The sequence below is a fragment of the Streptomyces sp. B6B3 genome, from assembly GCF_039871525.1.
Taxonomy (GTDB): domain Bacteria; phylum Actinomycetota; class Actinomycetes; order Streptomycetales; family Streptomycetaceae; genus Streptomyces.
In genome coordinates this window covers 72,966-97,963 of record NZ_JBDPLU010000013.1, presented here as the reverse complement: position 1 = coordinate 97,963, position 24,998 = coordinate 72,966, and the positions used below count along the sequence as shown (strand labels likewise).

The window sequence follows — 24,998 nt, the reverse complement described above, 5'->3', positions numbered from 1 at the left end:
CTTCACAGCCCGGGCCAGGGGTCCCTCGGGCTACTCCGTGCGCAGGGCCGTCGCGGTGCGGGCCCTGGCCGCCCAGCCGGCGGGCAACAGCGCGCCCAGCACGGCGATCAGGACGCCCGCGAGGGCGAGCAGGACCAGCCACGGCGTCGGGTAGACGTCGAGGATGCTCGGCGGCAGGTTCGTGCCCGCGGCGCGGCCCATCACCGGCAGCACGTAGCCGTGCAACGCGTACCCGGCGGGCACGCCGACCAGGCCGCCCAGCACGCCGATCCCGGCCACCGACGCGAGCACCAGGGTCACGGTCTGCCGGGGCGTCATGCCGAGCGCCTTGCAGACGCCGAGGTCGTGGACGCGTTCCCGGGTGTCGAGGACGACCGAGTTGAGCACGCCGAGACCCGCCACCGAGACCAGCATGAGGGTGAGCAGCGTCGCCATCGCCTGGAGAATGATGATCATGGTCTCCGCCTCCGAGGCGGAGTTGGCCATGGCGTCGCCGCCCAGCGGCTGGACCGCCGCGGCGAGTTGTTCCGCGTACTCGTCGGCGGAGACGTCCGTTTCCACGTCCACGAGGAAGGCGTCGGGACGGGCGGCGTCGAAGCTGGCGACCTCGGTGTGCAGGGCCAGGCCGTCGTCCGAGGTGTGGAAGGCCTCGCCGACGATCTCCAGGGTCCGGGTCTCGCCCTCGTACGTCACCTCAACCCGGTCGCCGATCTCGCTGCCGGTCCGCTCCAGGAAGCCCGTGGGCACCACGATCTGCCCCGGTCCGTCGATCCAGTGGCCGTCGATCATCTCGTAGCTGCCGGAACCCGTGTCGCCCTGGTAGAAGCTGGCCTGGATCCTGCCGGACACCCCGGACACGGTGACGTCGCCGTGGCCCAGGCCGTAGTACGAGGCGGTGCCCTCCTGGGCCTCGATCGCGGCGCGTACCTCGGCCGGATCGGCCCGTTCGGCGTCCGAGGGACCGCCGGGCACGGCGCCGGCCTCGCCCGGCGGGGGAGCCCCGCCCAGCTCGCCACCCGGCGCGGGCCCTCGCGGCATGGTGGTGGTGACGGTGACCTCGGCGCGGTCCTCGGGGTCCTGCGCCTTGCCGACCTCGCTCAGCGACGTGGCCAGCCCCACGGCGAAGGTCGCGGTGACCGTGCCGAAGGCCACCGCGAGCAGCATCGCGAGCGTGCGGATCGGATGCGCGAACGGCGCCGCGAGGCCGTAGGTCACCGGCCGGGGCAGCGGCAGCCGTCCCGTGACCCGGTGCGCCCACTGGCCGCGTCCGGTGCGCGGCGCGCGGCCGACCGCGATCGCCTCGACCGTGCGCAGCCGTCCGGCCCGCAGCGCCGGCACCAGCGCGGCGATCCCGACGACGAGCAGCGCGGCGGCCGGCACCACGACGTCCACCCACCAGGCCACCGTGAGCGAGGTGCTGCCGTACGCCTGCTCGGTGTCCTCCAGCAGCGGCACCGCCATCAGGTTGCCCAGCACCACGCCCACCGCGATGCCGGCGGCGGCCGGGATCAGCGCCTGGACCACGTAGGCGCCCACGACCTCCCGCGGCGTGAACCCGATGGCCTTGAGGATGCCGATCCGGCGCAGGCCCGTGCCGACCGAGCCGCTGACCACGCTGCTGACGATGATCACGGACATCGTGATGCCGAGCACGCCGAACGCGACCAGGAACGGGATCGTCACCGCGGCGCCCTGGTCGGCCGCGCGCTTGGTGTCCAGCCAGGACTGGCCGCCCAGCAGCGCCCCGTCCGGCACGGCGGCGGCGACCTCCCGCCTGCGGTCCGCCATCTCGCCCCGCGTCCCCGCGGAGTCGAAGCGGTACAGCATCTGCGTGGTGACCGGAGTGTCCGCCGAGGCCAGTGCCTCGACCTGGTCGGGGGTCGCCCAGACGTCGGCCGTCTCGCTGGCCGAGACGGCGATGCCGACGATCGTCAGGATGGGGCTGTCCGCGGCCTCCGAGGCACGCAGGGTGGCGCCGACCTCGATGGCGGGCCCCTCGAACGAGGCGGACAGTACGATCTCGCCCGGCCCCGTCGGCCACCGTCCCGACCTCAGGTCCAGGTCGTCCACGTCGGCGTGCTGCTCGGAACGCCCGACCACGTTCATCGGCGGCAGCGGCCGGTCGGCGGCGTCCACCGGACTGATCGTCGTGGCCGGGAACGGGCCCGCGGTCGCGGTGACGCCGTCCAGCCCGCCGGTGGCCTCCAACCGCTCCGCGCTCACCCTGTCCGCGTCGAACTCCGCGGTCAGATGCGCGCCCTGCTGCGCCGCGAAGGCGTGGTCGAACGGCGCGTTCGCGGCGACCACGAGCGATCCGGCGACCACGGCCGCGGCCACGGCCATCGCCGTGGCCAGCGCGATGACGAGCGTCTGCACCCGGCGCCGGCCCACCCCGGAGCGCACCACCCGGCCCAGCGCACCGGTGCCGAAGCCGGTCATCGGACGACCGCCGCGCGTGCGTCGCGGGTCGGCTGCCCGTCGACCAGATGGATGGTGCGGCTCGCGCACGCCGTCGCCAGCGCCAGGTCGTGGGTGACCAGGACCAGGGTCTGCCCGCCGCGGTGCAGCTCCACCAGCAACTCCCGCACGTCCTCGCCCGAGGCGGTGTCCAGGGCGCCGGTCGGCTCGTCGGCGAGCAGCAGCGCGGGCCGGTTGACCAGCGCCCGGGCCACCGCGACTCGTTGGCGTTCGCCGCCCGAGAGCCGTCCCGGATAGGCGCGGGCGTGCTTCTGGATGCCCAGCGCCTCCATCAGCTCGGCGGCGCGGGTCGCCGCCGTCCGCCGCGCCGTCCCGGTCAGCTGGGCGGGGAGCTGGATGTTGTCCAGGACCGTGAGGTCGTCCAGCAGGTTGAAGAACTGGAAGACCATCCCGATGTGTTCGCGCCGGAACCGGGCCAGCGCGTGCTCGCTCAGCCGGTCGAGCCGCTCGCCGGACACGGTCACGGAGCCCTCGGTCGGCCGGTCCAGGCCGGCGACGAGGTTCAGCAGCGTGGACTTGCCGCTGCCGGAGGGGCCGGTCACGGCGAGCGCCTCGCCCGGGGCGACGGCTAGGTCGAGCGGCCCGAGCACGGGCGCTCCTGAGCTGGTGTAGCGCTTGGCCACGTTCGCCAGTTCGATCACGGGGGTCATGGGAGTCGTCCGTCCTCACGGTCGCGGGGAGTTGCTGGTGGTGCCGGCCCCAGGAACGTAGGGGCGGGCGGCGCACGGGCGCGTCGGCCACGGCACCGACATCCGGCCGTCCGCGCGGAGGATCCCGCCGCGGTCTCCTCCCGGCGACGTACTCCGGAAGGACAACCCCCTGCTCGCACAGGCTGATGCGGCCCGGCAGGGCGGGCAGCACAATGGGCCGGTGGACACGGAGGACCGGCCCGGCCGGCGTCAGGACCTGCGGGCCGCGCTCCGCCCGGAGCCGCGGCCGGCCCCGCTGTCGCGCGGGGCGCTGCGCGCCGATCTGGCACTCGCCGTCGTGCTGACCGTCATCGCGCTGATCGTGGCGGCGCGTTACCCCGACAGCAGCGTCGTGCTCCAGGACCGTTCCGCGCCCGAGCCGCGGCCCGAGCCCGTGCCCCCGCCCGGACCCGATGACCCGTGGGTATCGGACGCCGTTCGGGAGGAGCCTCCGCACCCGTCCTGGTCGCTCGTGGTGCTGTCGGCGCTGCCGCTGCTCGCCCGGCGCCGGTATCCGCTGGCCGCGTTCGCCGTGGTGCTGGTCGCCACGGTGGCCCTCGCCGGGGACGGCGCGTCCTGGATCAACGTGCTGACCTGCGTCATCGGCGCCTACTCGGCCGTCGAGCACAGCCGTCACCGGGTGGCGGCGGTGGCGCTGCTGGTCGTCGGCTCGGTGCTGGCCGGCGCCGCGTTCGAGGAATCGGCGCCGACGCTTCCCGGCTGGTCGAGCCCGGGCATGGTGCTGCTGGTCGCCGGCGGACTGGCCGCACTGGCCCGGTTCTGGCGGCGGCAGTTGGCCGCGAGCCGGGACAGGTACGCGCGGCTGCAACACGCCCAGGAGGAGGCCACCCGCCGGGCCGTCGCCGAGGAACGCTCCCGGATCGCCGCCGAACTGCACGACGTGGTCACCCACAATGTGAGCGTGATGGTGATCCAGGCGGGCGCGGCGCGCAAGGTGATGGACACGGCGCCCGAGCGCTCGAAGGAGGCGCTGCTGGCCGTCGAGGCCGGAGGCCGGGCCGCGATGGCCGAACTGCGGCACGTGATGGGGCTGCTGGCCGCGCCGGACCACGAGCGGCCCGACGGTCTGGAGCCCCAGCCCGGACTCGACCGGCTCGACGCCCTGATCGAACGGGTGCGCGCGGCCGGAACGCCGGTGCGGGCCGCGGTGTCGCTGCCCGCGGAACCGCTGCCCCCCGGCGTCGACCTCACGGCCTACCGCGTCGTTCAGGAGGCGCTGACCAACACCATCAAGCACGCGCCCGGCGCGCGTGCCGCCGTCACCATCGGCCAGGCCGGGGACGTGCTGGAGATCGAGGTCACCGACACCGGCGGCCGGCGCGACGCCCCACCGGCCGACGGCAACGGCCGCGGGCTGCTCGGGCTCCGCGAGCGACTGGCCGTCTACGGCGGCGAGCTGACCGCCACCCCGACCCTCAGCGGCGGCTACCGGACCACCGCGCGGGTGCCGTGGCCCGCCGGCGGTACGGGACGGAGCACGGACGAGGACGACGGCGTCCCCGGACCGGATACGGGCGAGGGCGTGGAGAAGCCGTGAGCGGACCACCGCTGCGCGCCGTCATCGCGGACGACCAGGCCCTCGTGCGCACGGGATTCGGGATGATCCTGGCCGCGGACGGCATCGAGGTGGCGGCCGAGGCGGCAGACGGCGCCGAGGCGGTCGCGGCGGTGCGCCGCACCCGGCCCGACGTCGTGCTGATGGACATCCGGATGCCGGGGATGGACGGCATCGAGGCCACCCGGCGGCTCCTCGCCGAGGGCGGCGCGGCCGGTGGCCCGGACGGCACCCGGGTCATCATCCTGACCACCTACGACCTCGACCACTACGTCTACGCCGCGCTCACCGCCGGCGCCAGCGGCTTCCTGCTCAAGGACGTCACGCCCGAACACCTGGTGGCCGCCGTGCGCCTGGTGCGGGCCGGCGACGCCCTGCTCGCGCCCACCATCACCCGCCGCCTCGTGGAGCGCTTCGCGCACCGCGACGAACCCGCCGCCCCGCGGCGCGAGCTGGTCGACCTGACGCCGCGCGAGCTGGAGGTGCTCCGCCTGCTCGCCACGGGACTCAGCAACGCCGAACTCGCCGACCGCCTGTTCCTCAGCCCGACCACCGTCAAGACGCACGTCGGGCGCATCCTGTCGAAGCTCGGCCTGCGCGACCGCGTCCAGGCGGTCATCCTGGCGTACGAGTCGGGGCTGATCACCCCGGGCGGTGGCGGCCCGCCGGCCGACCCGTCGTAGAGATCGGGTGGAGGGAGAGACGGGTGCGAAACGACGAGCCGGCGCGGGCGGTGGTCGTGCAGCACACCCCGCGCGGCGACGCCGGACGGTTCGGCGACTGGCTGGCCGCGGCCGGGGTCGCGCTCGACGTGGTGCGCGGGTTCGACGGGGACACCGTGCCCGAGGATCCGGCGGGCCGCGACGCGGTCGTGGTGCTGGGCGGTGGGTTCATGCCGGACGACGACGCGCGGGCCCCGTGGCTCCCGGCCACCCGGGCGCTCGTGGCGGCGGCGCTGCGGGCGGACGTGCCCGTCTTCGGCATCTGCCTCGGCGGGCAGCTGCTCGCCCAGGTCGCCGGCGGCTCGGTCGCCGCGAACACCGGACGGCCGGAAATCGGCAGCACGCCGATCACCCTGCGGCCCGAGGCCGCCGGGGACCCCCTGTTCCGCGACCTGGTGTCGCCGGCCCCGGCGATCGAGCGGCACGTGGACGCGATCACCGCGCTGCCGCCCGGCGCCACGTGGCTGGCCGAGACGGCGGCCTGCCGGTACCAGGCGTTCCGCGTCGGACGCGCGGCCTGGGGCGTGCAGTTCCATCCCGAGGTGGCCGCCGACCGGGTGCGCGGCTGGGACCCGAGCCGGGTCCGGGCGCACGGCCTGGACCCGGCGGCGCTGCACCGCCGCGCCGTCGCGGACGAGTCGGCCGCCGTCGTGGCTTGGCGCACCGTGGCCGACCGCTTCGCCGCCGTCGTCCGCGCGGCGGCTGGTGCCTGATCGGGCGTCGTCACGAGCGCGGGCGGTGTCCGGGAGCGCGCCGCTGCGTGGCCGGGGCCCGAGTGGGATGTGGGCGCACGGGCTGGACCCGGCGGCACGGGGCTGCCGCGCCGTCGCGGAGGAGCCGCTTCGCCGCCACGTCCGCCCGACGACTGGTGCCTGATCCGGTGTCGTCACCGGCATCCGGGCGGCCCGGGGCCACGGGCCCGCGCGTCGTCGTCCGGCGGGGATCCCTGCCCGCTCGGCATCACGGCCACCACCACGTCGAGCCCGGCCCCGGCCCGGGTCAGCCGGGCGTCGCCGGAAAACCCGTCGACGCCGGATGGGGGCGGCCCCGAGAATCCGGGCCATGGCCTTCCTCGACCGCCTGCCGTGTCCGTCGCGCCCCTCTACCCGGCCCGCCCCGCGGAACGCGGGGGCGCGCCGGTGAGCCGCGTGGCGACGCCCGTGCTGTGGCTGTACGGCCCGCCGGGAGTCGGGAAGACGACGGTCGCCTGGGCGATCTACCAGGACCTCGTCCGGGCCGGCGTCGAGACCGCCTATGTCGACATCGACCAGCTGGGCATCCACTACCCCGAGCCCGCCTCGGACCCCGGCCGGCACCGGATGCAGGCGCGGAACCTCGACGCCGTGGTCGCCGGGTTCGTGGCGACCGGGGCCCGTTGCGTCGTGGTCTCCGGCGTCGTCGACACCGCCCGCGGCGTGCCGCCGGGGACGTTGTCGTGGGCGGCGCTGACGCTGTGTCGCCTCCGCACCGGGCCCGACGAGCTCCGGCGCCGGCTCGCCGGGCGCCAGGGCGGCCTCGACCTGCTGTCGGACGGGTTGCGCGACGCCGAGGTTCTGGACGCGGCCGGCCTCGCCGAGGCGGGCGTGGACACGAGCGGGCTGCCGGTGGCCGAGGTGGCACGGCTGGTACGGGAGCGCACGGGCGGCTGGCCCGCCCTCACCGGTCCGCCCGCGCCGGCGGCACCGACCGCGTCGGCGGGGTCCGACGCCGACGGGCCGGTCCTGTGGCTGTGCGGGCCGACGGGAGTCGGCAAGTCGACAGCCGGCTTCGCCGCCTACCTGCGGCTGCTGCGTGCCGGCCGCACCGCGGCGTACGTCGACCTCGACCAGCTGGGCTTCCGCGCACCCGCCGCGGCCGGCGATCCCGGCCGCCACCGGCTGAAGGCCCGCAACGCGGCGGCCCTGTGGCGGACTTCGCGGGCGGCCGGGGCCGAGTGCCTCGTCATGGTCGGCCCGGCCGAGGACGCGGCGGCGGTCGCGACGTACACCGCCGCGCTGCCCGCGGCGACCGTCACGGTGTGCCGGCTGCACGCCGGGCCCGACCAGCTCACCCACCGGATCCTGCTGCGCGGGCGCGGCGAGGGGAGCTGGGCCCAACCGGGCGACCCGCTGCTCGGGCGGCCCACGGCCGACCTGCGGCGCGTCGCCGAGCTGGCGGCGGCGGACGCCGCGGCCCTGGACCGGGCCGCCCTCGGCGACCTGCGCGTGGAAACCGACGCGCGCACCGTCGAGGAGACCGCCGAGGCGATCCTCGCCGCGGCCGGATGGGCCCGAGACGGGCGGTAGGGTCGCGCGCATGGCAGCGAGTTCGGTGGTGGGTTCGGCAACGACTCGACTGATCGTGCTCCGCGGCAACTCCGCCTCGGGCAAGTCCACCGTCGCCGCCCGGGTGCGCGAACGGTACGGACGCGGCATGGCGCTGGTGGGCCAGGACAACCTGCGGCGGGTGGTGCTCCGCGAACGGGACGTCCCCGACGGCGCGAACATCGGACTCATCGCGACCGTCGCCCGCTACGCACTCGACCGCGGCTACCACGTCGTCGTGGAGGGAATCCTCTACGCGGCGCACTACGGGGCCATGCTCGAGGCGCTGCGCCGAGACCACCGGGGGCGGACCCACCACTACTACCTCGACGTGTCGTTCGACGAGACGCTGCGACGCCACGCCACCAAGCCGCAGGCGGCCGAGTACGGCGAGGCGGAGATGCGGGACTGGTACCAGCCGCTCGACCTGCTGACCGGCGGCGTCGAGACCGTCCTTCCCGAGTCGAGCACCCTGGTCGACACGGTGGACCGGGTGCTGCGGGAGACCGGACTGGCCCCCTCGCCCGCCGATCCCTCCGCGCCCGCCACCCGGACGACGGCCCCGTAGACCGCGGCCCGGCCCCGGCGAGGGCGCGAAGGGCCTGATGGCCAGCAGGTACCGGGTGCCCAGCCGGCCGTTCGGCTTCCGACGAGGCCGACGGCCGTCGAGGGCCCGGGCGGGGCGCGCGCCGGAAAACGAGTGGTGCGGGCGCGCGCCCGCGCGCAGGATGGCGCCATGCTGAGCCATCTGCCGGCGTTCCTCGTCGCCTGCCTGCTGATCGCCGCCTCGCCGGGGCCGAGCACCATCCTGATCATCCGCAACTCCCTGCACAGCCGCCGCTCGGGCATGCTCACCGTGCTGGGCAACGAGAGCGGCGTCTTCCTGTGGGGCGTCTTCGCCGCGTTCGGGCTGACCGCGCTGCTCGCCGCGTCCGAGATGGCCTACGACGTGATGCGGGTGCTCGGCGCGGTGGTGCTGCTCGGCTTCGGCGTCCAGGCCCTGCGGGCGGCGCGCCGGCACGGCACCGAGGTGACGCTGGCCACGGCCGAACGGCCGGAGCGGCACTCCGGCTGGCGCAGCTACCGGGCCGGGCTGCTGCTCAACCTCGCCAACCCCAAGGTGGGCGTCTTCGCGATGGCGTTCCTCCCGCAGTTCGTGCCTCCGGGCGCGCCGGAACTGCCGACGATGGTCGCGCTGGCCGCGATCTGGGCGGTCTTCGAGATCGGCTACTACGCCACCTACGTCTGGGGCGTCGGCCGGCTGCGCGCCGCACTCTCCCGCCCCGGCGTCCGCCGCCGCCTCGACCAGGTCTCCGGCACCGTCCTGATCGCCCTGGGCGTCCGCATGGCCGTCGAGTCCTGAACGGGCGAGCGCCGAGCCGTCAGACGGACAGCAGGGGCACGTCGTACTTCGCCATGAAACGGTCCTGGGTGACCAGGGTCAGCCCCTCGACCCGGGCCTGGGCGATGATGATCCGATCGAACGGGTCGCGATGGTGCCACGGCAGGTCGCTGGCCTCGATCGCATGCGCCGCGGTGATGGGCGCCACCTGGAAGCCGCTCTCCGCGATACGCGCGGCGACGTTCTGCGGAGCGGGGAGCTTGCCGAGGGACTGCTTCAGCCCCGCCTCCCAGACGGAGGCGACGCTGACGAACGCCAGGTCCTCGGCGCCGATCGCCTCGCGGACCGGCTCCGGCAGGTCGGGGCTGGACGTGAGCCACCACAGGACCACGTGGGTGTCGAGCAGAAGCCGCATCAGCGCATCCCGAAGGCGTCGGCGATGTCGTCGGGCAGCTCGTCGAAGTCCTCGGGAATCTCCAGCTGCCCGCGCAGCGAACCGTAGCTGGCGAGGTGGGCGCCCCGGTGTACCGGGACGAGCCGGGCCACCGGTCGGCCCGCGCGGCTGATCACCACCTCGTCCCCGGATTCCACCTGCTCCAGGATGCGGGACAGGTGGGTCTTCGCCTCGTGCACGTTGTACTGCCGTGCCATGCGGTCCATAGGGGGCACCTCCGCCCGTAGTGGACCAAGTCTAGTCCACCCCGCGCAGCACCGCCGCCGCGCGCGGGGGGAGGCGGAGGCGGCCATCGGCGTCCGGGGGTGGGCAGCGGTGGGTGGTGGCGAGGAGGGTCGCGGGGGTGCGGCGCAGCGGCAGGGCGGCGGGGGAGTCCGCCAGGTTGAGGGCCAGGGTGAGTGGGCCGACCTCGGCGACCAGCCAGCGGTCGGGTTCGTCGAACCGGACCTCGACGTCGGACAGGCGCAGCGTGGGCGGCAGGTGCTCGCGCCGGACGGCGATCAGCCGGCGGTGCCAGGTCAGCAACCACTCCGCCGCCGGGTCCGCCGGCCAGACCAGGCAGGAGCGGTCCCGGGTGGCCGGGTCCTGCGGGTCGGGGATGTCGCCCTCCGCCCAGCCGTGGGCGGCGAACTCGTGGCGCCGGCCGGCCCGCACCGCCTCGGCCAGCTCCGGCTCCTGATGGTCCGTGAAGTACTGCCAGGGAGTGGCGGCGCCCCACTCCTCGCCCATGAACAGCATCGGCGTGAACGGCCCGCACAGCACCAGCACGGCGGCCAGCGCGGCGCGTTCGGGGCCGGCCAGCGCGGCCAGCCGGTCGCCCAGGGCGCGGTTGCCGATCTGGTCGTGCGTCTGCGCGTAGCCGACGAACCGGCCCGTCGGGGTCGCGGCGCGGTCCAGCGGCCGGCCGTGCGGCCGGTCCCGGAACGTCGAATGCTCGCCCGCGTGGAAGAACGCGCCGGTCAGCGTCCTGGCCAGGGCGGCCATCGGCGCCCGTCCGAAGTCGACGTAGTAGCCCTGGGACTCGCCGGTGAGCGCGGCGTGCAGGGCGTGGTGGAAGTCGTCGTTCCACTGGGCGTGCAGGCCCCGGCCGCCCTCCGCCCGGGGCGTGGTGGTGATCGGGTCGTTCGCGTCGGACTCGGCGATCAGGAAGAGCGGCCGGCCCAGTTCGGCGGCGAGCGCGTCCACCGCGGCGGACAGCTCGGCCAGGAAGTGCGGCTCGCTCTCGTCGAGCAGCGCGTGCACGGCGTCCAGGCGCAGCCCGTCCAGCCGGTGGTCGCGGAGGAACGCCAGGGCGCTACCGACGAAGTACGCCCGCACCTCCGCCGCGTCGGGGCCGTCGAGGTTGACCGCCGAGCCCCACGGGGTGTGGTGCCGGTCGGTGAAGTAGGGGCCGAACTCCGGCAGTCGGTTGCCGGACGGGCCGAGGTGGTTGTGGACCACGTCCAGCACCACGCCGAGGCCGTGGCCGTGCGCCTCGTCCACGAACCGGGCCAGCCCGGCCGGGCCGCCGTACGGCTCGTGCACCGCCCACGGCGCCACCCCGTCGTATCCCCAGCCGTGCCGGCCGGGGAACGGGCAGACCGGCATCAACTGCACGTGGCTGACGCCGAGTTCGGCCAGGTGCGCCAGCCGGCGGGCCGCGGCGTCGAAGGTGCCCTCGCGGGTGAACGTGCCGACGTGCAGCTCGTAGAGCACCGCGCCCGGCAGCCCGCGCCCGGCCCACGGGTGGCGCCAGGCGTGGGTCGCCGGATCGACGACGGCGGCCAGCCCGTCGGGCCCGTCCGGCAGGCGCCGGGCGCGCGGGTCCGGCAGCGCCGGGCAGTCGTCCAGCGCGAAGCCGTACCGCGTGCCCGGCTCGGCCGGCGCCTCGGCCCGCCACCAGCCGGGCCGGCCGGCCGCCCGCCGCATGGGCAGCGGGCGGCCGGCCAGCAGCAGCGTCACCCGGCCGGCCCGCGGCGCCCAGACCTCGAACGCCCGCGGGCCGCTGGCCGGCGCGGGCCCCGCACCGGCATCCGGGCCGGCACCCGTCTCGGTGTCCATGGGCACCATCCTCCCCGCAGGACCCGCCTCCGGGCAGCAGGACCGGACCGACGGTCAGGTCGGCACGCCCGGCGTGGCCCCGCCCGGGCCCGGCGGACCGCCGCGCGGACCGGTGGCCCGACCGCGACCGCGGGTTGGACCACCTCCGCGGCGGCGCCTACGTGAACCGGAGACCGTCCGCCCCGTGCCGAGGGGCTCCCGGCGGTGACGGGGAACTCCCGAACCCGCCCCGGACCGACCCTGGTGCCGGTGGTCCGGTGCGACCCGACCGGCGCACGGTGCCCGATCCCGCGTCCGGCAGCGGACGGCCGTCGGGAGGACGCTGGGCGGCGGAGCGGCTGACCGAACGCCCGCGGGCGGGGCGGCGCCGGGGCGATACCCGGCGCCGCCCCGCCCCGTACGGTCGCGACGTGCCGCGGCCGTACGGCCCGGGGTCCTCGGCGAAGCCGAGGCGCGTGCTCAGGGCGCCGCGGGTGCCGTCATGCAGAACCGGCGCTGCACCACCGGATAGCCCGCCCGGGCGAACGCCGCCGCCATCCCGACGTTGCCCACGTCGGTGGCGGCCGCGATCCGCTCGGCACCCAGCTCCACCAACTGGTGGGTGCACTCCACCAGCAGGTCGTAGCCGTAGCCGTGGCCGCGCTGTTCGGGCACCACGCCGATGAAGCCGACCGCGTATCCCATCGGGACCCGCACCGGCACCTGGAGGCCGACCGGCTCGCCGTCCGGCGTGGCGGCGAGCCGCCACCAGTCGCGCGGCGAGGGGCACCAGTGGAAGAAGTCCAGCTCCTCCTGGGCGGCCAGCTCCACCCCGCCGGCGGCGACCGCGCGCCTGGCGTGGCCGTCCAACGTGTCGGAGTGCACCCGGCGCAGCACGTCCAGGAACGCCTCGTCGTCGGCGTCGGGGTGGAAGACCAGCCGTCCGGGACGCTCGGGCAGCCCGTGCTCGGGGGTCCAGGCGTACTGGTACCGCTCGACCAGCGGCCGGTAGCCGGCCTCGGCCGCGGCGTCGATCCGGGCCTCGGCCGCCGCCCGGGCGGCGGGGTCGTCGTGCCAGTCCGGCGGCAGGATGAGCTCGTAGTCGGCCCGCAGCGGCGTCTCGCGCAGCAGCCGGACCGCGGCCTCCCGGTCCGTGAAGTCGAACCAGTCGAGCGCCACCGGCGCGTCGTCCTCGGGACCGGCCCAGAACGCGGCCCGCGCGACGACCTCGCCGTCGCGCAGGGCGACCCAGGTCCACTCGGGCCGGTAGCCGCCGGGGGTGGCCCCCGTCCGGTACGTGTTGTTCGGCGGCTCGGCCATGGCCCGGCCGACCAGCCCCGCGTCGGGCAGGGAGGGGGTCAGGGAGTCGAAAACGGTGCGCGCCTCGTCCTCGACGAGCGCGCGAATGACCAGATTGGTCATGGAAAAGGGTCCTTCCGAAAGCGGATGTCGCGCTTCCGGTCAGCCCGAGGAACGCCCGGTGCGGGGGCGACGGAAGCGCGCGAGGGTGCTGCTGACCATGGCGACGCCTCCTTTCTCGACCCGGCGGGCGTGCGGACACGGTAACCCCGTTCGGCCACGCACGCCACGCGGTTTAGGGCCGGTGGCGGGCCGGGACCGGCCGAGACCGGCTCCGTGTCTGGACACGAAGGAGCCCGGTCACGGAGAATTTGGGTATGAACCCGGTCGAGTACAGCGCTCATTCCCCGCGCGTGTCGGACGCGGATCGGGAGCGGGCGCTCGACGTGCTCCGGGAGAGCGTGGTGGCGGGCAGGGTGTCCCAGGACACCTTCGTCCGCCGGGTCGAACTCGTCCTGGCCGCCGCCCGGTTGGAGGAGCTGCACGCCGTCCTGAGCGATCTTCCGCAGGCGGACCCCCTGCCGGAGCAGGGCGGCTGGCTGATGACGACGGTCACCCGGATCGCCGCGTTCAACGGGCGGCTGCGCCGGGCCTGGAAGTCGGAGCGGCTGCCCCAACTGGTGCTGCCGGCGCCGGGACCGCTGCCGCTGTCCATAGGCCGCGCCTCGGGCTCCGGGCTGCGGCTGAACGACGCCAGCGTGTCGCGGCGGCACGCGCAGCTGTGCGGCTCCGCCTCCGGCTGGACGCTGCGCGACCTCGGCTCGGCCAACGGCACCTGGGTGAACGGCTGCCGGGTCACCGACGCGGTGCGGGTGCGGCCCGGCGACCAGGTCAGCTTCGGCGCGATGTCGTTCCTGCTCGCGTCCCGCCGCGAGGTCTGACCGCGCCGTGACCGCTCACGCCTCCGGGTCGCCGGCGGTGCGGATCGCCTCGCCGCTCAGGTAGCGGGCGGTGTTGATCAGCCCCACCATGCTGAACGCCTGCGGGGTGTTGCCCACCTGACGCCGGGTCACCGGATCGTACTCCTCGCTCAGCAGGCCCACGTCGTTGCGCAGGTCGAGCAGCCGCTCGAACAACCGCCGCGCCTCGGCGGTGCGTCCGGTCCCGTGCAGCGCGTCGGCGAGCCAGAACGAGCAGGACAGGAAGGGCGCCTCGGAGCCGGGCAGCCCGTCCACCCCGCCGTCCGCGTCCGGCCGGTAGCGCACCAGGAAACCGTCCTCGCACAGCTCCCGGCGCACCGCCTCCACGGTGCCCCGCATCCGCGGATCCGTCCACGGCAGGAAGCCGACGCGGGGCAGCAACAGCAGCGCGGCGTCCAGCCCGCGCGAGCCGTAGAACTGCGTGAACGTGCCGCGTTCGGCGTCGTAGCCGCGCTCGCACACCTCGGCGTGGATCTCGTCGCGAAGCGCCGCCCACCGGTCGGCGGGCCCGGACAGGCCCTGCGAACGCACCGTGTGCACCGCGCGGTCGAGCCCGGCCCACGCCATGACCTTGGAGTGCGTGAAGTGGCGGTGCGGCCCGCGCACCTCCCACAGGCTGGTGTCCGGCTCCCGCCAGTGGCCCTCCAGATAGTCCAGCAGCGCGCGCTGCATGTTCCAGGCGGTCTCGGTGGGGGCCAGGCCGCTCAGCCGGGCGAGGTTCAGGCAGTCCAGCACCTCGCCCCACACGTCGAGCTGGAACTGCTCGGCGGCGGCGTTGCCGATCCGCACCGGGGCCGAACCCTCGTACCCGCTCAGCCAGTTCAGGGTGGTCTCGGGGATCCGCCGGGTCCCGTCCAGCGCGTACATGATCTGCAGATCGGCGGGGTCGCCGGCGACCGCCCTGAGCAGCCACTCGCGCCAGGCTCGCGCCTCCTCGACGTATCCGGTGCCCAGCAGCGCCTGGAGCGCGAAGGTCGAGTCGCGCAGCCAGCAGAACCGGTAGTCCCAGTTCCGCGGGCCGCCCAGCTGCTCGGGCAGCGAGGTGGTGGCCGCGGCGAGGATGCCCCCGGTCGGCGCGTAGGTCAGGGCCTTCAGCACGGTCAACGACCGCCGCACCTCCTCCCGCCAGCCGCCCCGGTACGGGCACGCGCCGACCCAGTCCGACCAGAACCGCTCGGTGTCGCGGATGGCCGACCCGGCCTCCACCGGCTGCGGGCGGGGCAGATGGGACGCCTGGTAGGTCAGCACGAAGGGCACCCGCTGGCCGGCCTCGACCGTGAACTCCGCCCGGGTCGTCAGGTCCACGCCGTGCGTCCGCACCGGCGTGCGCAGCCACACCGCGTCCGGGCCCGCGACGGCCCCCAGATCCTCGCCGGCCCGGCTCACCCAGGGCACGACGTGGCCGTAGTCGAAGCGCAACCGCAGGTCCATCCGCATCGGCACGCGGCCCGACAGGCCCTCCACGAGCCGCACCACGTCCGCCGCCTCGCCGCGCAGCGGCATGCAGTCCACCACCCGGACCTCGCCCTCCGGGGTGCGCCACTCGCTCTCCAGCACCAGGGAGTCGCCCCGGTACCGCCGCCGGGTGACCGGTCCGCCGGCGGCCGGCGCCAGCTGCCAACGCCCCGCGCTCTCGTCGTGCAGCAGCGCGGCGAAGCACGCGGGGGAGTCGAAGCGGGGCAGGCACAGCCAGTCGATCGAGCCGTCCCGGCCCACCAGGGCGGCCGTCTGCAGATCGCCCAGCAGCGCGTAGTCCTCGATCGGGGCGGGGGCCATCGCTTCTCCCTTCGCCTCTCCCCTCGCGTCGGCTCGCGGTGGCTCGGTGGCTCGGTCGGTCCCGGCACGTCCCGGTGGGGCGCGGCGGCCCGGGGCGCGGAACGGGCTCGTCGGCCGTCAGCCCGGCGCGGCCGGAGCGTCCGGTGCGTCCAGCACGACGACCGTCTTGACGTCGTCCGGGCGCCGCTCGAACGCCTCGGCGCAGCGCTCCAGGGGCACCCGGCGGGTGATCATCCGCTCCAGCCAGCCCGCGTCGGCCTTGACCAGCGCGTCCGCGGCCTGCCGGTAGTGGCGCTGGTTGGCGTTGACCGAGCCGAGCACCGCGTCGTTCTCCAGCACCAGCTCGCGGTTGAGGCCGGCGGCGTCCACGCTCAGCCGGCGGCCGGCCGGCGAGACGCCGGTCAGGCAGACGATGCCGTAGCGGGCGGTGCCGGCGATCGCGGCGCACACCACCTCGCCGTTGCCGGTCGCCTCGATCACCACGTCGGGGCGCAGCTCGTCGGTCAGCTTCCCGGGCTCGGCGGCGTGGTACGTCGCGCCGAGGTCGGCGACCAACCCGGGCTTCGGGCCGTCGGTGACCCGGTCGAGCACATGCGTCTCCAGGCCGCGCTGCACGGCGAGCAGCGCCGCCAGCAGGCCGATCGGTCCCGCGCCGGTGACCAGCGCCCGGCGCGGCGCGAACCAGGCGCGGGCGCCGACCCGTTCCACCTGCTCCCAGGCCTTGGCGACCACGGAGGTCGGCTCCAGCAGCATCCCCACCCGCTCCAGCTCCGGCGGCAGCGGGATCGCGTAGTCGGCCTCGACGCACCAGAACTCGCTGGCGTAGCCATCGCGTTCCTTGATCCCGCGCTCGGTGTAGCGGCCGTTGCGGCACATGTCGAACTCGCCGTGCCGGCACGCGCCACACGGCTCCGGATCGGGCCGGCGCACCACCCCGACCACCAGCTGTCCCTCCGTCAGGCCGCTGCCCGGCGGGGCGCGGTGCACCCGGCCCAACGACTCGTGGCCCAGCACCAGCTCCTCCCGCCCCGGCGGCGCGGCGCCGTAGTCCCCGGCGACGATCTCCCGGTCCGTGCCGCACACCCCCACCGCCAGGCCGCGCACCAGGAGTTCACCGGGACCCGGCTCCGGGTCCGGCACGTCCCGGACCGCGAGGGTGTCGGGAACCGGAGGCCGCACGGTCATCGCACGCATCGCCCGAGTGCCCTCCTCCCGGGGCGCGACGACGCTCCCCACCTTCAAGGCTCACACGGGAGCGGCGGCTCGGCCACCGGAGTCGGCGGGGGCCGCCGGCAGGGGGCGCGGTGGCGGGACGAGCCGCGCGGGCGCGCGGGGGGCCGGCGGACGACGCGAACGCACCGGCACGCGGCACGGGGTGGCGTGCCCGGCCGGGGCCGGGCACGCTAAGCCGGCCTGCCGCCCAAGCGGGGGCTGGGAGGTGGGGCGGCAGGCCGGAGTCGGGGGGCGCGCTGGGCTCGCGGGCTCAGCGGCGGCCGTTCGGCGCGTCGAGGACCGCGGCCGGCCTCGGTCGGTCTCTCATCGCGCTCGCGTTCCCTTTCGCCGTGATGAGGTGGGGGTATAGATGGGAGCGCAGGTGGGAGCGCTCCCATGTCGCGACGGTATCGCCGGGCCAACGCTTCTGTAAAGACTCGTGCAGCGGTGGAATGAAACGGACTTGCCGGCTCCGCGCGCGGCGCCGGGGAACGGCCGGGCGAGGCCGGCCGGACGACGGATCGCGGCCCCGCGAAGCCGCAGGTCGGAGCGGCGCGTTGCCGCTTTCCGCCGCGGTGTGTCGCCGGGCTTCTGGCGACCGGGCGGCTTCCCCGGGTCAGGCGGCGCGAGGCGTACCCCCAGGGCGCGGCTGGCGCGCCGCGCTGGTCAGGCTCGCGGCTCCGCCGGGCCGGCGAGGTCCCGGACGCGCCCGCGGCGCGGGTGTCCGGCGCTCCGCTCCGGGCAACCCGGCCGCGTTCCGCGTCATCAGGGCGCCCACCAGGAGTTCTTCGGTCCGGGGAAGCCGGAGGGCTGCCCGGGCTTCGCGGCGCGCCCCAGCGGGAGGCGGCGGCGTTCAGGGCGCCCGCTGGCGCGGCGTGCGGCCGGCCGGGCCTGGGACGCCGGACCGCCTCCGGCCGGGCGTGTCCGGGTCGTGAGGGAACGGTGATTGGGAGCGCTCCCAGGTGTCGGAACGTACCGCGACTCCGCACCGCTGTGAAGGAGTGGCGCGGAACCGTGGCCGCGGCCCCCGCGGCGCCCGGAACGGCGTCAGCGCCCGTCGGCCCGCACCAGCAGCGCCACCGGACCCTCGGCGAACAGCTCCGCCAGCGCGACCCGCCCGGTCGCCGGGCGCCCCGACAGCGCGTCCCGCCAGTCGCCCGGCGGCAACGGCAGCCGCGTACCGTCCCAGCCGCCCGCCTCGGCCAGCGCCCGGGACAGCCGGGTGACCGCCGTGACGACCCGGTCCGCACGGACGAACGCCAGGCAGTGCCCGGCGGCCGGCCCGTCGGCGGCGAGCGGCCGGTAGTCGCCCTCGGCGCCGAACCATTCGGGACGCCGCCGGCGCAGCCGCAGCGCCGTCGCCGTCAGCCGCAGCTTCTCGGTGGCCAGGTCGTAGGGCAGCCGCCGGTCGCCGCCGGCCTCGGCGTCCAGCGCGGCCAGCTGCGCGACGGGCAGTTGCGGCTGCCTGCGGTTGTCCGGGTCCACCAGGGCGAGGTAGCGCCGCTCGCTGCCGCGGTAGACGTCGGGCACTCCCGGCATGGTCAGGTGCAGCAGGGCGGCGCCGAGGGTGTTCACCCGCACCTGCGGGTCCAGCTCCCTGGCGAACTCCGCCAGGGAGTACAGCGAGGGACCGCAGGGGCCCGCGCACACGAAGCGCTCCAGGGCCGCCTCGTACCCCGCGTTCCGCTCGGTCCAGCTGGTGTGCAGCCCGGCCTCCCTGGCCGACTTCAGCATCGCCGCGAGCAGCCGCTCCCGGTCGGGGAAGCCCAGCGCGAACGCGGTCTGCCATGCGGTCCACGCCAGATGCGGGTCCGGGGCCCGCACCCCGGCCCGCGCCGTCTCCTCGGTCAGCACGGAGACGAGATCCGTCCAGCCGCGCGGATGCTCGGTGAGCGTCGCGAGCGCCGCGCGCACGTCCCCGCTGCGCTTGGTGTCGTGGGTGGACAGCACGGTGCCGGTCAGCGGCCAGTCCCGCTGCGTCCGGGCGCAGAAGGCGTGGAACGCCTCGGGCGGCAGCGCCGGTTGCCCCGGATCGCCGCCCACCTCGGCCGCCGACAGCAGCGGCGTGTAGCGGTAGCAGGCGGTGTCCTCGACGGCCTTGGCGCGCAGCGCCGCGGACACCTGGGCGAAGCGGATCCGCACCTCGGTCAGGTCGGGCCCCTCGCCGAACCGGCCCAGCACCAGGTCCCGCACGGTGTCCACGGCGGTCGCCTCGCGCGCCACCTCGAACGCGCCCCTGGCCGCCGTCGCGGCGGTGGCGAGCATCGCCTCGTCCACCGGCGCGGCGGGTCCGCCCGCCGGCACGTAGGGGCGGTAGACCGGCAGCCGGACCAGCAGCTCGACCAGGGCGGAACGCAGCGCCCAGGGCGCGTGGTCGCGCCGCCGCAGCTCCGGATCGGCGCGGCAGACCCGTTGGGCGGCGCGGGCCAGGCGTTCGGTCTCCGCGGCCAGTTCGTGGCTGACCATCTTGTACGCGGCGCGCCGCGCGGTGGCCGTCCACTCGCCGCCGTGGTCCGGCGGAGCGCCGGTGAAGGCCCGGTATCCCTCGGTGAGTTCGGCGCCGCCGACGGCGGACAGAAAGACGCCGTCCAGCCGCCGCAGCGCGTCGTATCCGGTGCTCCCGGCCACCGGCCACCCGGCCGGGAGCTGCTCGTCAGGACCGAGGATCTTCTCCGCGACGGTCCAGGCGCCGCCGCCGCGTTCGCGCAGCCGCCGCAGGTATCCGGCCGGATCGGCGAGCCCGTCCGGATGGTCCACCCGCAGGCCCTCGACGACGCCCTCGTCGAGCAGCCGCAGCAGCGTGGCGTGGCACGCCTCGAACACCTCGGGGTCCTCGACGCGCAGCCCGATGAGCTCGGAGACGGCGAAGAAGCGACGGTAGTTGAGCTCGGTCCTGGCCAGCCGCCACCAGGCCAGCCGGTAGTGCTGCGCCTCCAGCAGCTCGGGCAGCGGCAGGTGCCCGGTGCCCTCGCGCACCGGGAAGCGGTGCTCGCCGTAGCGCACCACGCCGTCGGCCGCCGTGATGGACGACAGCTCCTCGCCCAGCGGCCCGGCCAGCACCGGCAGCAGCAGCCGGCCGTCGCCCGCCGCCCAGTCGATGTCGAACCAGCGGGCGTAGGGGGAGTCGGGCCCGCGGCGCAGCACCTCCCACAGCGGCCGGTTCAGCTCCGCGTCGGCGGGCACCGCCATGTGGTTGGGCACCACGTCGACGACGAGGCCGAGCCCGTGGTCGCCGGCCACGTCGGCCAGCCGCCGCAGGCCCGCCTCGCCGCCCAACTCCTCGCGCACCCGCCCGTGGTCGGTGACGTCGTAGCCGTGCGCGGAGCCCGGCACCGCCTCCAGGATCGGCGAGAGATGAAGGTGACTCACGCCCAGCGAGGCGACGTAGGGCACGATCTCCTCGACGGCGGCGAACGGGAAGTCGGGCTGGAGCTGGACCCGGTAGGTGGCGGTGGGCGCGGGGCGCGCGGGCGTCATGGGGTCCCTCTGCCCGTACCGCCGGGCGGGCAAGCGCGGCCGGCGGTCTGTCCGGTCGGGCGCCGGGAGTCCCGTCGGGCTGCGCGGCCGGGTCCGGCCGCAGTAGGCTTCCTTGATCCATCGGTGGGGCGGAAGGCGGTGCAGGCGGTGAGCTCTTCGGGGCTGGAACTGCCCTCGGGAAACGGGGGTGAGACCGCCGAGGCGCCCTCGGAGGGCGGGCCCCCGGGCGGCGCGGTCCCCGTGCCGCGCCCGGTCGAGATCGGCGCCGACCTGGAATGGACCGCGGCCGACTGGGCCGAGGTGCGCACCCGCCTCGAACGAGCCGGCCGGGCGTACGTCTGGCTCAATCTCGTCGAGCAGCGGCTGCGCTCGGTGGTCGGCGCCGTGCTGCGCCCGGTGTACGAGCCGGTGCACGGCCCCGAATGGGAGCTCGCCGCGGCGGGCCCGACCGGACAGGAGTGGGTGCAGCGGGCCGCGGCGCTGCGCGAGGTGAGCCGCCGCAAGGGGCACGTGCTCGATCCGGCGGATGACACGGTTCTCGCCTTTCTCACGCTTCCGCAGCTTAGAGAACTCATGGTGCAGCACTGGCCCTGCTTCGCGCCGTATTTGGACAACCGCCGCGAGCTCGAGCTGACGCTGGACGAGCTGGAGGTGGCGCGCAGCGCGGTGAGCCGCAACCGGGGCCTGAGCCGCGCGGTCCTGGACCAGGCGGAGCGGGGCTGCGCCCGGCTGCTGCGGCTGCTCGACTCGGGCGCCGCGCCGCCCGCCGGGCGGCTGCCCGCGGACGCCGTGGAGCGGCTGGTGGGCGACCGGTTCACGGACGTGGCCGGGGTGCACCCCGACCGGGTGCGACTGCAGCGGCAGCTGCCCGCCGATGAGCTGTTCGCCGGGGCGCGGCGGCTGGACGCGGTGGGCATCGGGCTCGGGCTGCTGGTGCAGAACTACCCGGGCCGGCGGCTGGTGCGGCTGGCCGAGTCCGGCTGCCGGGTGCGGCTGCTGCTGCTGAACCCGGCGAGCGGCGCGATGCGCCGGCGGGAGCGCGAGCTGGGGCTGAAGCGCGGGGAGCTGGCTCGCGCGGTGGAGACCAACATCCTGCACGTCCGCCGGGTGCGTGGCCGGGTGCGGGACCCGGAGGCATTCGCGATCCACGTCTTCGACGACACCCCGCGGTTCAGCGCGTACTTCGTGGACGCCGACGGCCCGGACGGGGTCGCCGTCGTCCAGTCCTACCTGCGGCGCAGCCGCGGCATGGAGACCCCGGCGCTGGTGCTGCGCCGGTCCGGGCGGGAGATAGTGCAGCGGCACGATCCGGCGGCGGACGGGGAGCTGAGCCTCTTCGAGACGTACCGCGAGGAGTTCGAGTGGCTCTGGGAGAGCTCCCGGCCCGTCTCCTGAACCCGGCCGGGCCGGCCGAGCACGGCCCGGCGGGCCCGTGTCCCAGGCGTGGCGGACCGCGGCCGCGGCGGCGCTGTCGGTGGCCGACCGTAGGGTGTCGGCCATGAGCGAGTGGACCACCTACGCGGCGCTGCTCCGCGGGATCAACGTCGGCGGTCACCGGAAGGTGCCCATGGCCGAGCTGCGCGCGTTGCTCACCGAGCTGGGCCACGGCGACCCGCGCACGTACCTGCAGAGTGGGAACGCGGTGTTCTCCGCTCCTCCGGTGCCGTCCGAGCGGCTGGCGGAGGCCCTGGAGCGGGCCATCGCCGAGCGGTTCGGCTTCGACGTCGGCTGTCTGGTGCTCAGCCGTCCCGAGCTGCGCGCCGCCGCGGACCGCTGTCCCTTCCCGGCGGCCGAGCTGGATCCGGCCAAGCTCGTCGTCCTCTTCCTCGACGCCCCGGCGGCCGAGCACGCCGCCGCCGGCCTGGACCCCGCCTCGTACGCGCCCGACGAGTTCCGGCTGGGCGAGCGCGAGATCTTCGCGTACTTCCCCGACGGGATGGGCCGCAGCAGGCTCGGCCAGGTGCTGTCGGCCCCCGGCCGCGGGCACACGGCCACCGCGCGGAACTGGCGCACGGTCACCCGGCTGCTGGAGCTGATGGTCTGAGCCCGCGGCGGCCCGCGGCGCCGGCCCGCCGGCCCGACGCCCCTCCCGGATTCTGCTGGTAGCAGGCACGGCTTCCCCGGCACGTGCCCGAGGCCCAGGGTGGAGGGCATGAGACTGCTGATGCTGGGCGGCACCGGATTCGTCGGTCCCGCCGTCGTCGAGGCGGCCCTCGCCCGCGGCTTCGAGGTCACCGTGCTGAACCGGGGGAACCGGCCGGCCCCGCCCGGGGTCACCGTGCTGCGCGGCGACCGGCTCGCCGAGGGCGGACTCGCGGCCCTGACGGACGGCACCTGGGACCTGGTGGTGGACGCCTGGCACGCGGCGCCCCGCGCGGTGCGGGACGCCGCGCGGCTGCTGGCCGGGCGCGCCGGGCACTACACGTACGTGTCCAGCCGCTCGGTGTACGTCTGGCCGATGCCGGCCGGGCTCGACGAGACGGGCCCGGTCCAGGACGGCTCGCCCGACGCGGACGCGACGACGTACGCCCAGGACAAGCGGGGCGGCGAACTGGCCGCCGAGGCGGCGTTCGGCGAGCGGGCGCTGTTCGTGCGCTGCGGGGCGATTCTCGGCCCACGCGAGGACATCGGCCGGCTGCCCTGGTGGCTGGAGCGGATCGCCAGGGGCGGCCGGGTGCTGGCGCCGGGACCGCGCGACCTGCCGTTGCAGTACGTCGACGTCCGGGATCTGGCCGCATGGCTGCTCGACGCCGCGGCACGCGGCCTCGGTGGTCCGTACGACCTGGTCAGCCCGTCAGGACACGCCACCATGGGCGGTTTGCTCGACGCCTGTGTCGTGGTCACCGGGTCGGACGCGGAGCTGTGCTGGGTCGAGCCCGAGGCGGTGCTCGCCGCGGGCGTGGCGCCGTGGAACGAGGCCCCGGTCTGGATCCCGCCGGGCGAGACCCACGACGCGCTGCACCGGTCCGACGTGACCAGGGCGCTGGAGACGGGGCTGCGCTGCCGGCCGGTCGCCGAGACGGTCGCCGACACCTGGGACTGGATGCGCCACGGGGACCCGCCGCAGCCCCTCCCCGACTGGCTCCGACCGGTCGGCATCGACCCCGAGAAGGAGACCATGTTGCTCCGCGCATACGGCACGTGAAGATTCTGTTGCCACCCCGGAACCACCCCTCCCGACGGGGTCCGGCGCCCATAGGATGACGGCTCGTCGCCCCGGGCCCGACGCGTGTGGACCGGGGTGTGCCGGGGTGGGCCGTCCGGCCGGCGGACGCGCCCGGGGGTGGGGCCCGGAGGAACCGCCGGCCGGACGGCGGTCTCGCACGGTCCCGCATCGTGTGGCGCGTTACCGACGGCCGTGGCGTTCGCCATGCGAGACGGCACGGCCATGCCTTGACGCCGACCTCACGCGGCTGGCATGGTCATATACCGTGAGTCAAGCTGACTTTCTCGTAGCGCGCCTGCACGTCGATCTGCGACGTCAAGCCAGCGCCATCTGTGCCGCGGCCCGCTGAGCGACGCATGCCCGAGCGCGGATTCCCTCGCCTCGCGGCAGTCCTTCCCCCGTCCCACTGACCGGGGAGCCTCGCGGCACGACCTGGGCCGGTGGCCGTCCTTCCCGGACCGCCGGCCGTTGCCGCTTCCGTGACACGTCCGCGCTTCGCCCCCGGCATCGCGGTGGGCACCGTGCACCCACCCGTCCCGTTGCGCCGGATCTCCCGAGATCCGGCGCCCCGGCGGCAGCGCGACCACCGAAAGGCAGCCTGACCATGACCACCACAGCCTTCGACGTCCGCCGGATCGGCGGGCGCATCGGGGCCGAGATCACCGGCGTGGACCTCGCCGGCGACCTCGACTCCGGGCTGGCCTCCGAGATCAACTCCGCACTGCTGGACCACAAGGCACTGGTCTTCCGCCGGCAGCGCATCGAGGAGGAGGGCCAACTCCGCTTCGCCGCGCTCTTCGGCGAGCTGACCACCGCGCATCCCACGGCGCCGTCCGCGCCCGGCAGACCCCACGTGCTGACGGTCGACGCCGCGGACGGGGTGCGCGCCAACCGCTGGCACGGCGACGTCACCTTCGTGCGCACCCCGCCCAAGGTGACGACGCTGCGCGGCCTCGTCGTGCCCCCCTACGGCGGGACGACGCTCGTCGCCAACACCGCCGCCGCCTACCGGGACCTGCCCTGGCCGCTGCGCCAACTGGCGGACCAGCTGTGGGCGGTGCACACCAACGACGACGACTTCGCCGAGCCGAAACCGCGACATCCCGACGCCGGTTCCCGGCGGCGACCGACCACCCGGCGGTACCGCACCGCGCACCCGGTCGTCCGGGTGCATCCGGAGACCGGCGAACGCGGCCTGTTCATCGGCCACTTCGCGCAGCGGATCCTCGGCCTGTCGGCCGACGAGTCCCGCGACATCCTGCGCATCCTGCAGTCCTACGTGACCCGGCCGGAGAACGTGCTGCGGCACACGTGGGCACCGGGCGACCTGCTGGTGCTCGACAACCGACTCACCCAGCACTACGCCCCCGACGACTACGGCGACCTGCGGCGCGTGCTGCACCAGGTCACCGTGGCCGGGGACGTGCCGTCCGGCATCGACGGGGAGCGGAGCAGCGTCGTCGAGGGCGACGACGCCGTGCACTACTCGCCCGTCGTCGCGTGAG

General features: G+C 75.7%; 20 protein-coding genes. 11 read left to right on the top strand and 9 right to left on the bottom strand.

Going from position 1 to position 24,998, the window contains the following annotated elements:
- Nucleotides 1–30 precede the first annotated feature (30 nt).
- Nucleotides 31–2,439, bottom strand: a complete 2,409-nt coding sequence (locus tag ABGB06_RS24935) for an FtsX-like permease family protein (protein WP_347593119.1) — start codon at nucleotides 2,437–2,439, stop codon at nucleotides 31–33.
- A complete protein-coding gene (locus ABGB06_RS24930; protein WP_347593117.1) occupies nucleotides 2,436–3,128 on the bottom strand; it encodes an ABC transporter ATP-binding protein in 693 nt (230 codons plus the stop codon). The genes ABGB06_RS24935 and ABGB06_RS24930 overlap by 4 nt, the downstream gene beginning before the upstream one ends.
- 220 nt (nucleotides 3,129–3,348) lie before the next feature.
- On the opposite strand from ABGB06_RS24930, the gene ABGB06_RS24925 reads away from it, so the two are divergent.
- The 6 genes from ABGB06_RS24925 to ABGB06_RS24900 all read left to right on the top strand — a co-directional run bounded on the left by ABGB06_RS24925 (nucleotide 3,349) and on the right by ABGB06_RS24900 (nucleotide 9,131).
- Nucleotides 3,349–4,725: a histidine kinase gene (locus ABGB06_RS24925; protein ID WP_347593115.1), complete on the top strand. Its 1,377-nt coding sequence runs from the start codon at nucleotides 3,349–3,351 to the stop codon at nucleotides 4,723–4,725.
- Nucleotides 4,722–5,426 (top strand): response regulator transcription factor, encoded by a 705-nt coding sequence (locus tag ABGB06_RS24920; RefSeq protein WP_347593113.1) that lies wholly within the window; start codon nucleotides 4,722–4,724, stop codon nucleotides 5,424–5,426. Before ABGB06_RS24925 ends, ABGB06_RS24920 begins: the two co-directional genes overlap by 4 nt.
- Before the next feature lie 23 nt (nucleotides 5,427–5,449).
- On the top strand, nucleotides 5,450–6,178 hold the full coding sequence (locus tag ABGB06_RS24915) for a type 1 glutamine amidotransferase (RefSeq protein ID WP_347593111.1): 729 nt from the start codon (nucleotides 5,450–5,452) through the stop codon (nucleotides 6,176–6,178).
- 372 nt (nucleotides 6,179–6,550) lie between these two features.
- Nucleotides 6,551–7,750, top strand: coding sequence for a hypothetical protein (locus tag ABGB06_RS24910; protein ID WP_347593110.1), 1,200 nt, complete (start codon nucleotides 6,551–6,553; stop codon nucleotides 7,748–7,750).
- 10 nt (nucleotides 7,751–7,760) lie between these two features.
- Nucleotides 7,761–8,336 carry a kinase gene (locus ABGB06_RS24905; RefSeq protein ID WP_347593108.1) on the top strand — a complete coding sequence of 192 codons (576 nt, stop codon included), beginning with the start codon at nucleotides 7,761–7,763 and terminating at the stop codon, nucleotides 8,334–8,336.
- 168 nt (nucleotides 8,337–8,504) lie between these two features.
- On the top strand, nucleotides 8,505–9,131 hold the full coding sequence (locus ABGB06_RS24900) for a LysE family translocator (protein WP_347593106.1): 627 nt from the start codon (nucleotides 8,505–8,507) through the stop codon (nucleotides 9,129–9,131).
- Between the two features lie 19 nt (nucleotides 9,132–9,150).
- On the opposite strand, the gene ABGB06_RS24895 is transcribed toward ABGB06_RS24900, so the two are convergent.
- The 4 genes from ABGB06_RS24895 to ABGB06_RS24880 form a co-directional block, all read right to left on the bottom strand.
- Entirely contained in the window at nucleotides 9,151–9,525 is a 375-nt protein-coding gene (locus ABGB06_RS24895; RefSeq protein WP_347593104.1) for a type II toxin-antitoxin system VapC family toxin, read from the bottom strand.
- A complete protein-coding gene (locus ABGB06_RS24890; protein WP_347593102.1) occupies nucleotides 9,525–9,770 on the bottom strand; it encodes a type II toxin-antitoxin system prevent-host-death family antitoxin in 246 nt (81 codons plus the stop codon). Before ABGB06_RS24890 ends, ABGB06_RS24895 begins: the two co-directional genes overlap by 1 nt.
- Nucleotides 9,771–9,801: 31 nt before the next feature.
- Nucleotides 9,802–11,604, bottom strand: a complete 1,803-nt coding sequence (gene treZ / locus ABGB06_RS24885) for a malto-oligosyltrehalose trehalohydrolase (RefSeq protein WP_347593100.1) — start codon at nucleotides 11,602–11,604, stop codon at nucleotides 9,802–9,804.
- A gap of 459 nt (nucleotides 11,605–12,063) precedes the next feature.
- Entirely contained in the window at nucleotides 12,064–13,005 is a 942-nt protein-coding gene (locus ABGB06_RS24880; protein ID WP_347593098.1) for a GNAT family N-acetyltransferase, read from the bottom strand.
- Between the two features lie 254 nt (nucleotides 13,006–13,259).
- On the opposite strand from ABGB06_RS24880, the gene ABGB06_RS24875 reads away from it, so the two are divergent.
- Nucleotides 13,260–13,823, top strand: a complete 564-nt coding sequence (locus ABGB06_RS24875; protein WP_347593096.1) for a DUF1707 and FHA domain-containing protein — start codon at nucleotides 13,260–13,262, stop codon at nucleotides 13,821–13,823.
- Nucleotides 13,824–13,838: 15 nt separating this feature from the next.
- Here the strand turns inward: ABGB06_RS24875 and ABGB06_RS24870 are convergent, their stop codons facing one another.
- The 3 genes from ABGB06_RS24870 to treY form a co-directional block, all read right to left on the bottom strand.
- The gene (locus ABGB06_RS24870; protein WP_347593094.1) at nucleotides 13,839–15,638 is read right to left on the bottom strand and encodes a glycoside hydrolase family 15 protein; all 1,800 of its coding nucleotides are present in this window, start codon (nucleotides 15,636–15,638) and stop codon (nucleotides 13,839–13,841) included.
- A 117-nt stretch (nucleotides 15,639–15,755) separates the two neighbouring features.
- Nucleotides 15,756–16,832: a glucose 1-dehydrogenase gene (locus ABGB06_RS24865; protein ID WP_347593092.1), complete on the bottom strand. Its 1,077-nt coding sequence runs from the start codon at nucleotides 16,830–16,832 to the stop codon at nucleotides 15,756–15,758.
- A 1,065-nt stretch (nucleotides 16,833–17,897) separates the two neighbouring features.
- Nucleotides 17,898–20,327: a malto-oligosyltrehalose synthase gene (treY, locus tag ABGB06_RS24860; RefSeq protein ID WP_347593090.1), complete on the bottom strand. Its 2,430-nt coding sequence runs from the start codon at nucleotides 20,325–20,327 to the stop codon at nucleotides 17,898–17,900.
- Nucleotides 20,328–20,474: 147 nt separating this feature from the next.
- On the opposite strand from treY, the gene ABGB06_RS24855 reads away from it, so the two are divergent.
- From ABGB06_RS24855 to ABGB06_RS24840, 4 genes are all read left to right on the top strand, one after another.
- Entirely contained in the window at nucleotides 20,475–21,722 is a 1,248-nt protein-coding gene (locus ABGB06_RS24855) for an SAV2148 family HEPN domain-containing protein (RefSeq protein ID WP_347593088.1), read from the top strand.
- A 103-nt stretch (nucleotides 21,723–21,825) separates the two neighbouring features.
- Nucleotides 21,826–22,371 carry a DUF1697 domain-containing protein gene (locus ABGB06_RS24850; protein WP_347593086.1) on the top strand — a complete coding sequence of 182 codons (546 nt, stop codon included), beginning with the start codon at nucleotides 21,826–21,828 and terminating at the stop codon, nucleotides 22,369–22,371.
- Nucleotides 22,372–22,479: 108 nt separating this feature from the next.
- Nucleotides 22,480–23,472 carry an NAD-dependent epimerase/dehydratase family protein gene (locus ABGB06_RS24845; protein WP_347593084.1) on the top strand — a complete coding sequence of 331 codons (993 nt, stop codon included), beginning with the start codon at nucleotides 22,480–22,482 and terminating at the stop codon, nucleotides 23,470–23,472.
- 625 nt (nucleotides 23,473–24,097) lie between these two features.
- Nucleotides 24,098–24,997 (top strand): TauD/TfdA family dioxygenase, encoded by a 900-nt coding sequence (locus tag ABGB06_RS24840; RefSeq protein WP_347593082.1) that lies wholly within the window; start codon nucleotides 24,098–24,100, stop codon nucleotides 24,995–24,997.
- The last annotated feature ends 1 nt before the right edge of the window (nucleotide 24,998 follow it).

Bases quoted from the DNA above. Each gene is read 5' to 3' on its own strand.
- ABGB06_RS24935 (WP_347593119.1), bottom strand. From the start codon at position 2,439: ATGACCGGCTTCGGCACCGGTGCGCTGGGCCGGGTGGTGCGCTCCGGG.
- ABGB06_RS24930 (WP_347593117.1), bottom strand. From the start codon at position 3,128: ATGACCCCCGTGATCGAACTGGCGAACGTGGCCAAGCGCTACACCAGC.
- ABGB06_RS24905 (WP_347593108.1), top strand. From the start codon at position 7,761: ATGGCAGCGAGTTCGGTGGTGGGTTCGGCAACGACTCGACTGATCGTG.
- ABGB06_RS24900 (WP_347593106.1), top strand. From the start codon at position 8,505: ATGCTGAGCCATCTGCCGGCGTTCCTCGTCGCCTGCCTGCTGATCGCC.
- ABGB06_RS24895 (WP_347593104.1), bottom strand. From the start codon at position 9,525: ATGCGGCTTCTGCTCGACACCCACGTGGTCCTGTGGTGGCTCACGTCC.
- ABGB06_RS24890 (WP_347593102.1), bottom strand. From the start codon at position 9,770: ATGGACCGCATGGCACGGCAGTACAACGTGCACGAGGCGAAGACCCAC.
- treZ (WP_347593100.1), bottom strand. From the start codon at position 11,604: ATGGACACCGAGACGGGTGCCGGCCCGGATGCCGGTGCGGGGCCCGCG.
- ABGB06_RS24880 (WP_347593098.1), bottom strand. From the start codon at position 13,005: ATGACCAATCTGGTCATTCGCGCGCTCGTCGAGGACGAGGCGCGCACC.
- ABGB06_RS24875 (WP_347593096.1), top strand. From the start codon at position 13,260: ATGAACCCGGTCGAGTACAGCGCTCATTCCCCGCGCGTGTCGGACGCG.
- ABGB06_RS24870 (WP_347593094.1), bottom strand. From the start codon at position 15,638: ATGGCCCCCGCCCCGATCGAGGACTACGCGCTGCTGGGCGATCTGCAG.
- ABGB06_RS24865 (WP_347593092.1), bottom strand. From the start codon at position 16,832: ATGCGTGCGATGACCGTGCGGCCTCCGGTTCCCGACACCCTCGCGGTC.
- treY (WP_347593090.1), bottom strand. From the start codon at position 20,327: ATGACGCCCGCGCGCCCCGCGCCCACCGCCACCTACCGGGTCCAGCTC.
- ABGB06_RS24850 (WP_347593086.1), top strand. From the start codon at position 21,826: ATGAGCGAGTGGACCACCTACGCGGCGCTGCTCCGCGGGATCAACGTC.
- ABGB06_RS24845 (WP_347593084.1), top strand. From the start codon at position 22,480: ATGAGACTGCTGATGCTGGGCGGCACCGGATTCGTCGGTCCCGCCGTC.
- ABGB06_RS24840 (WP_347593082.1), top strand. From the start codon at position 24,098: ATGACCACCACAGCCTTCGACGTCCGCCGGATCGGCGGGCGCATCGGG.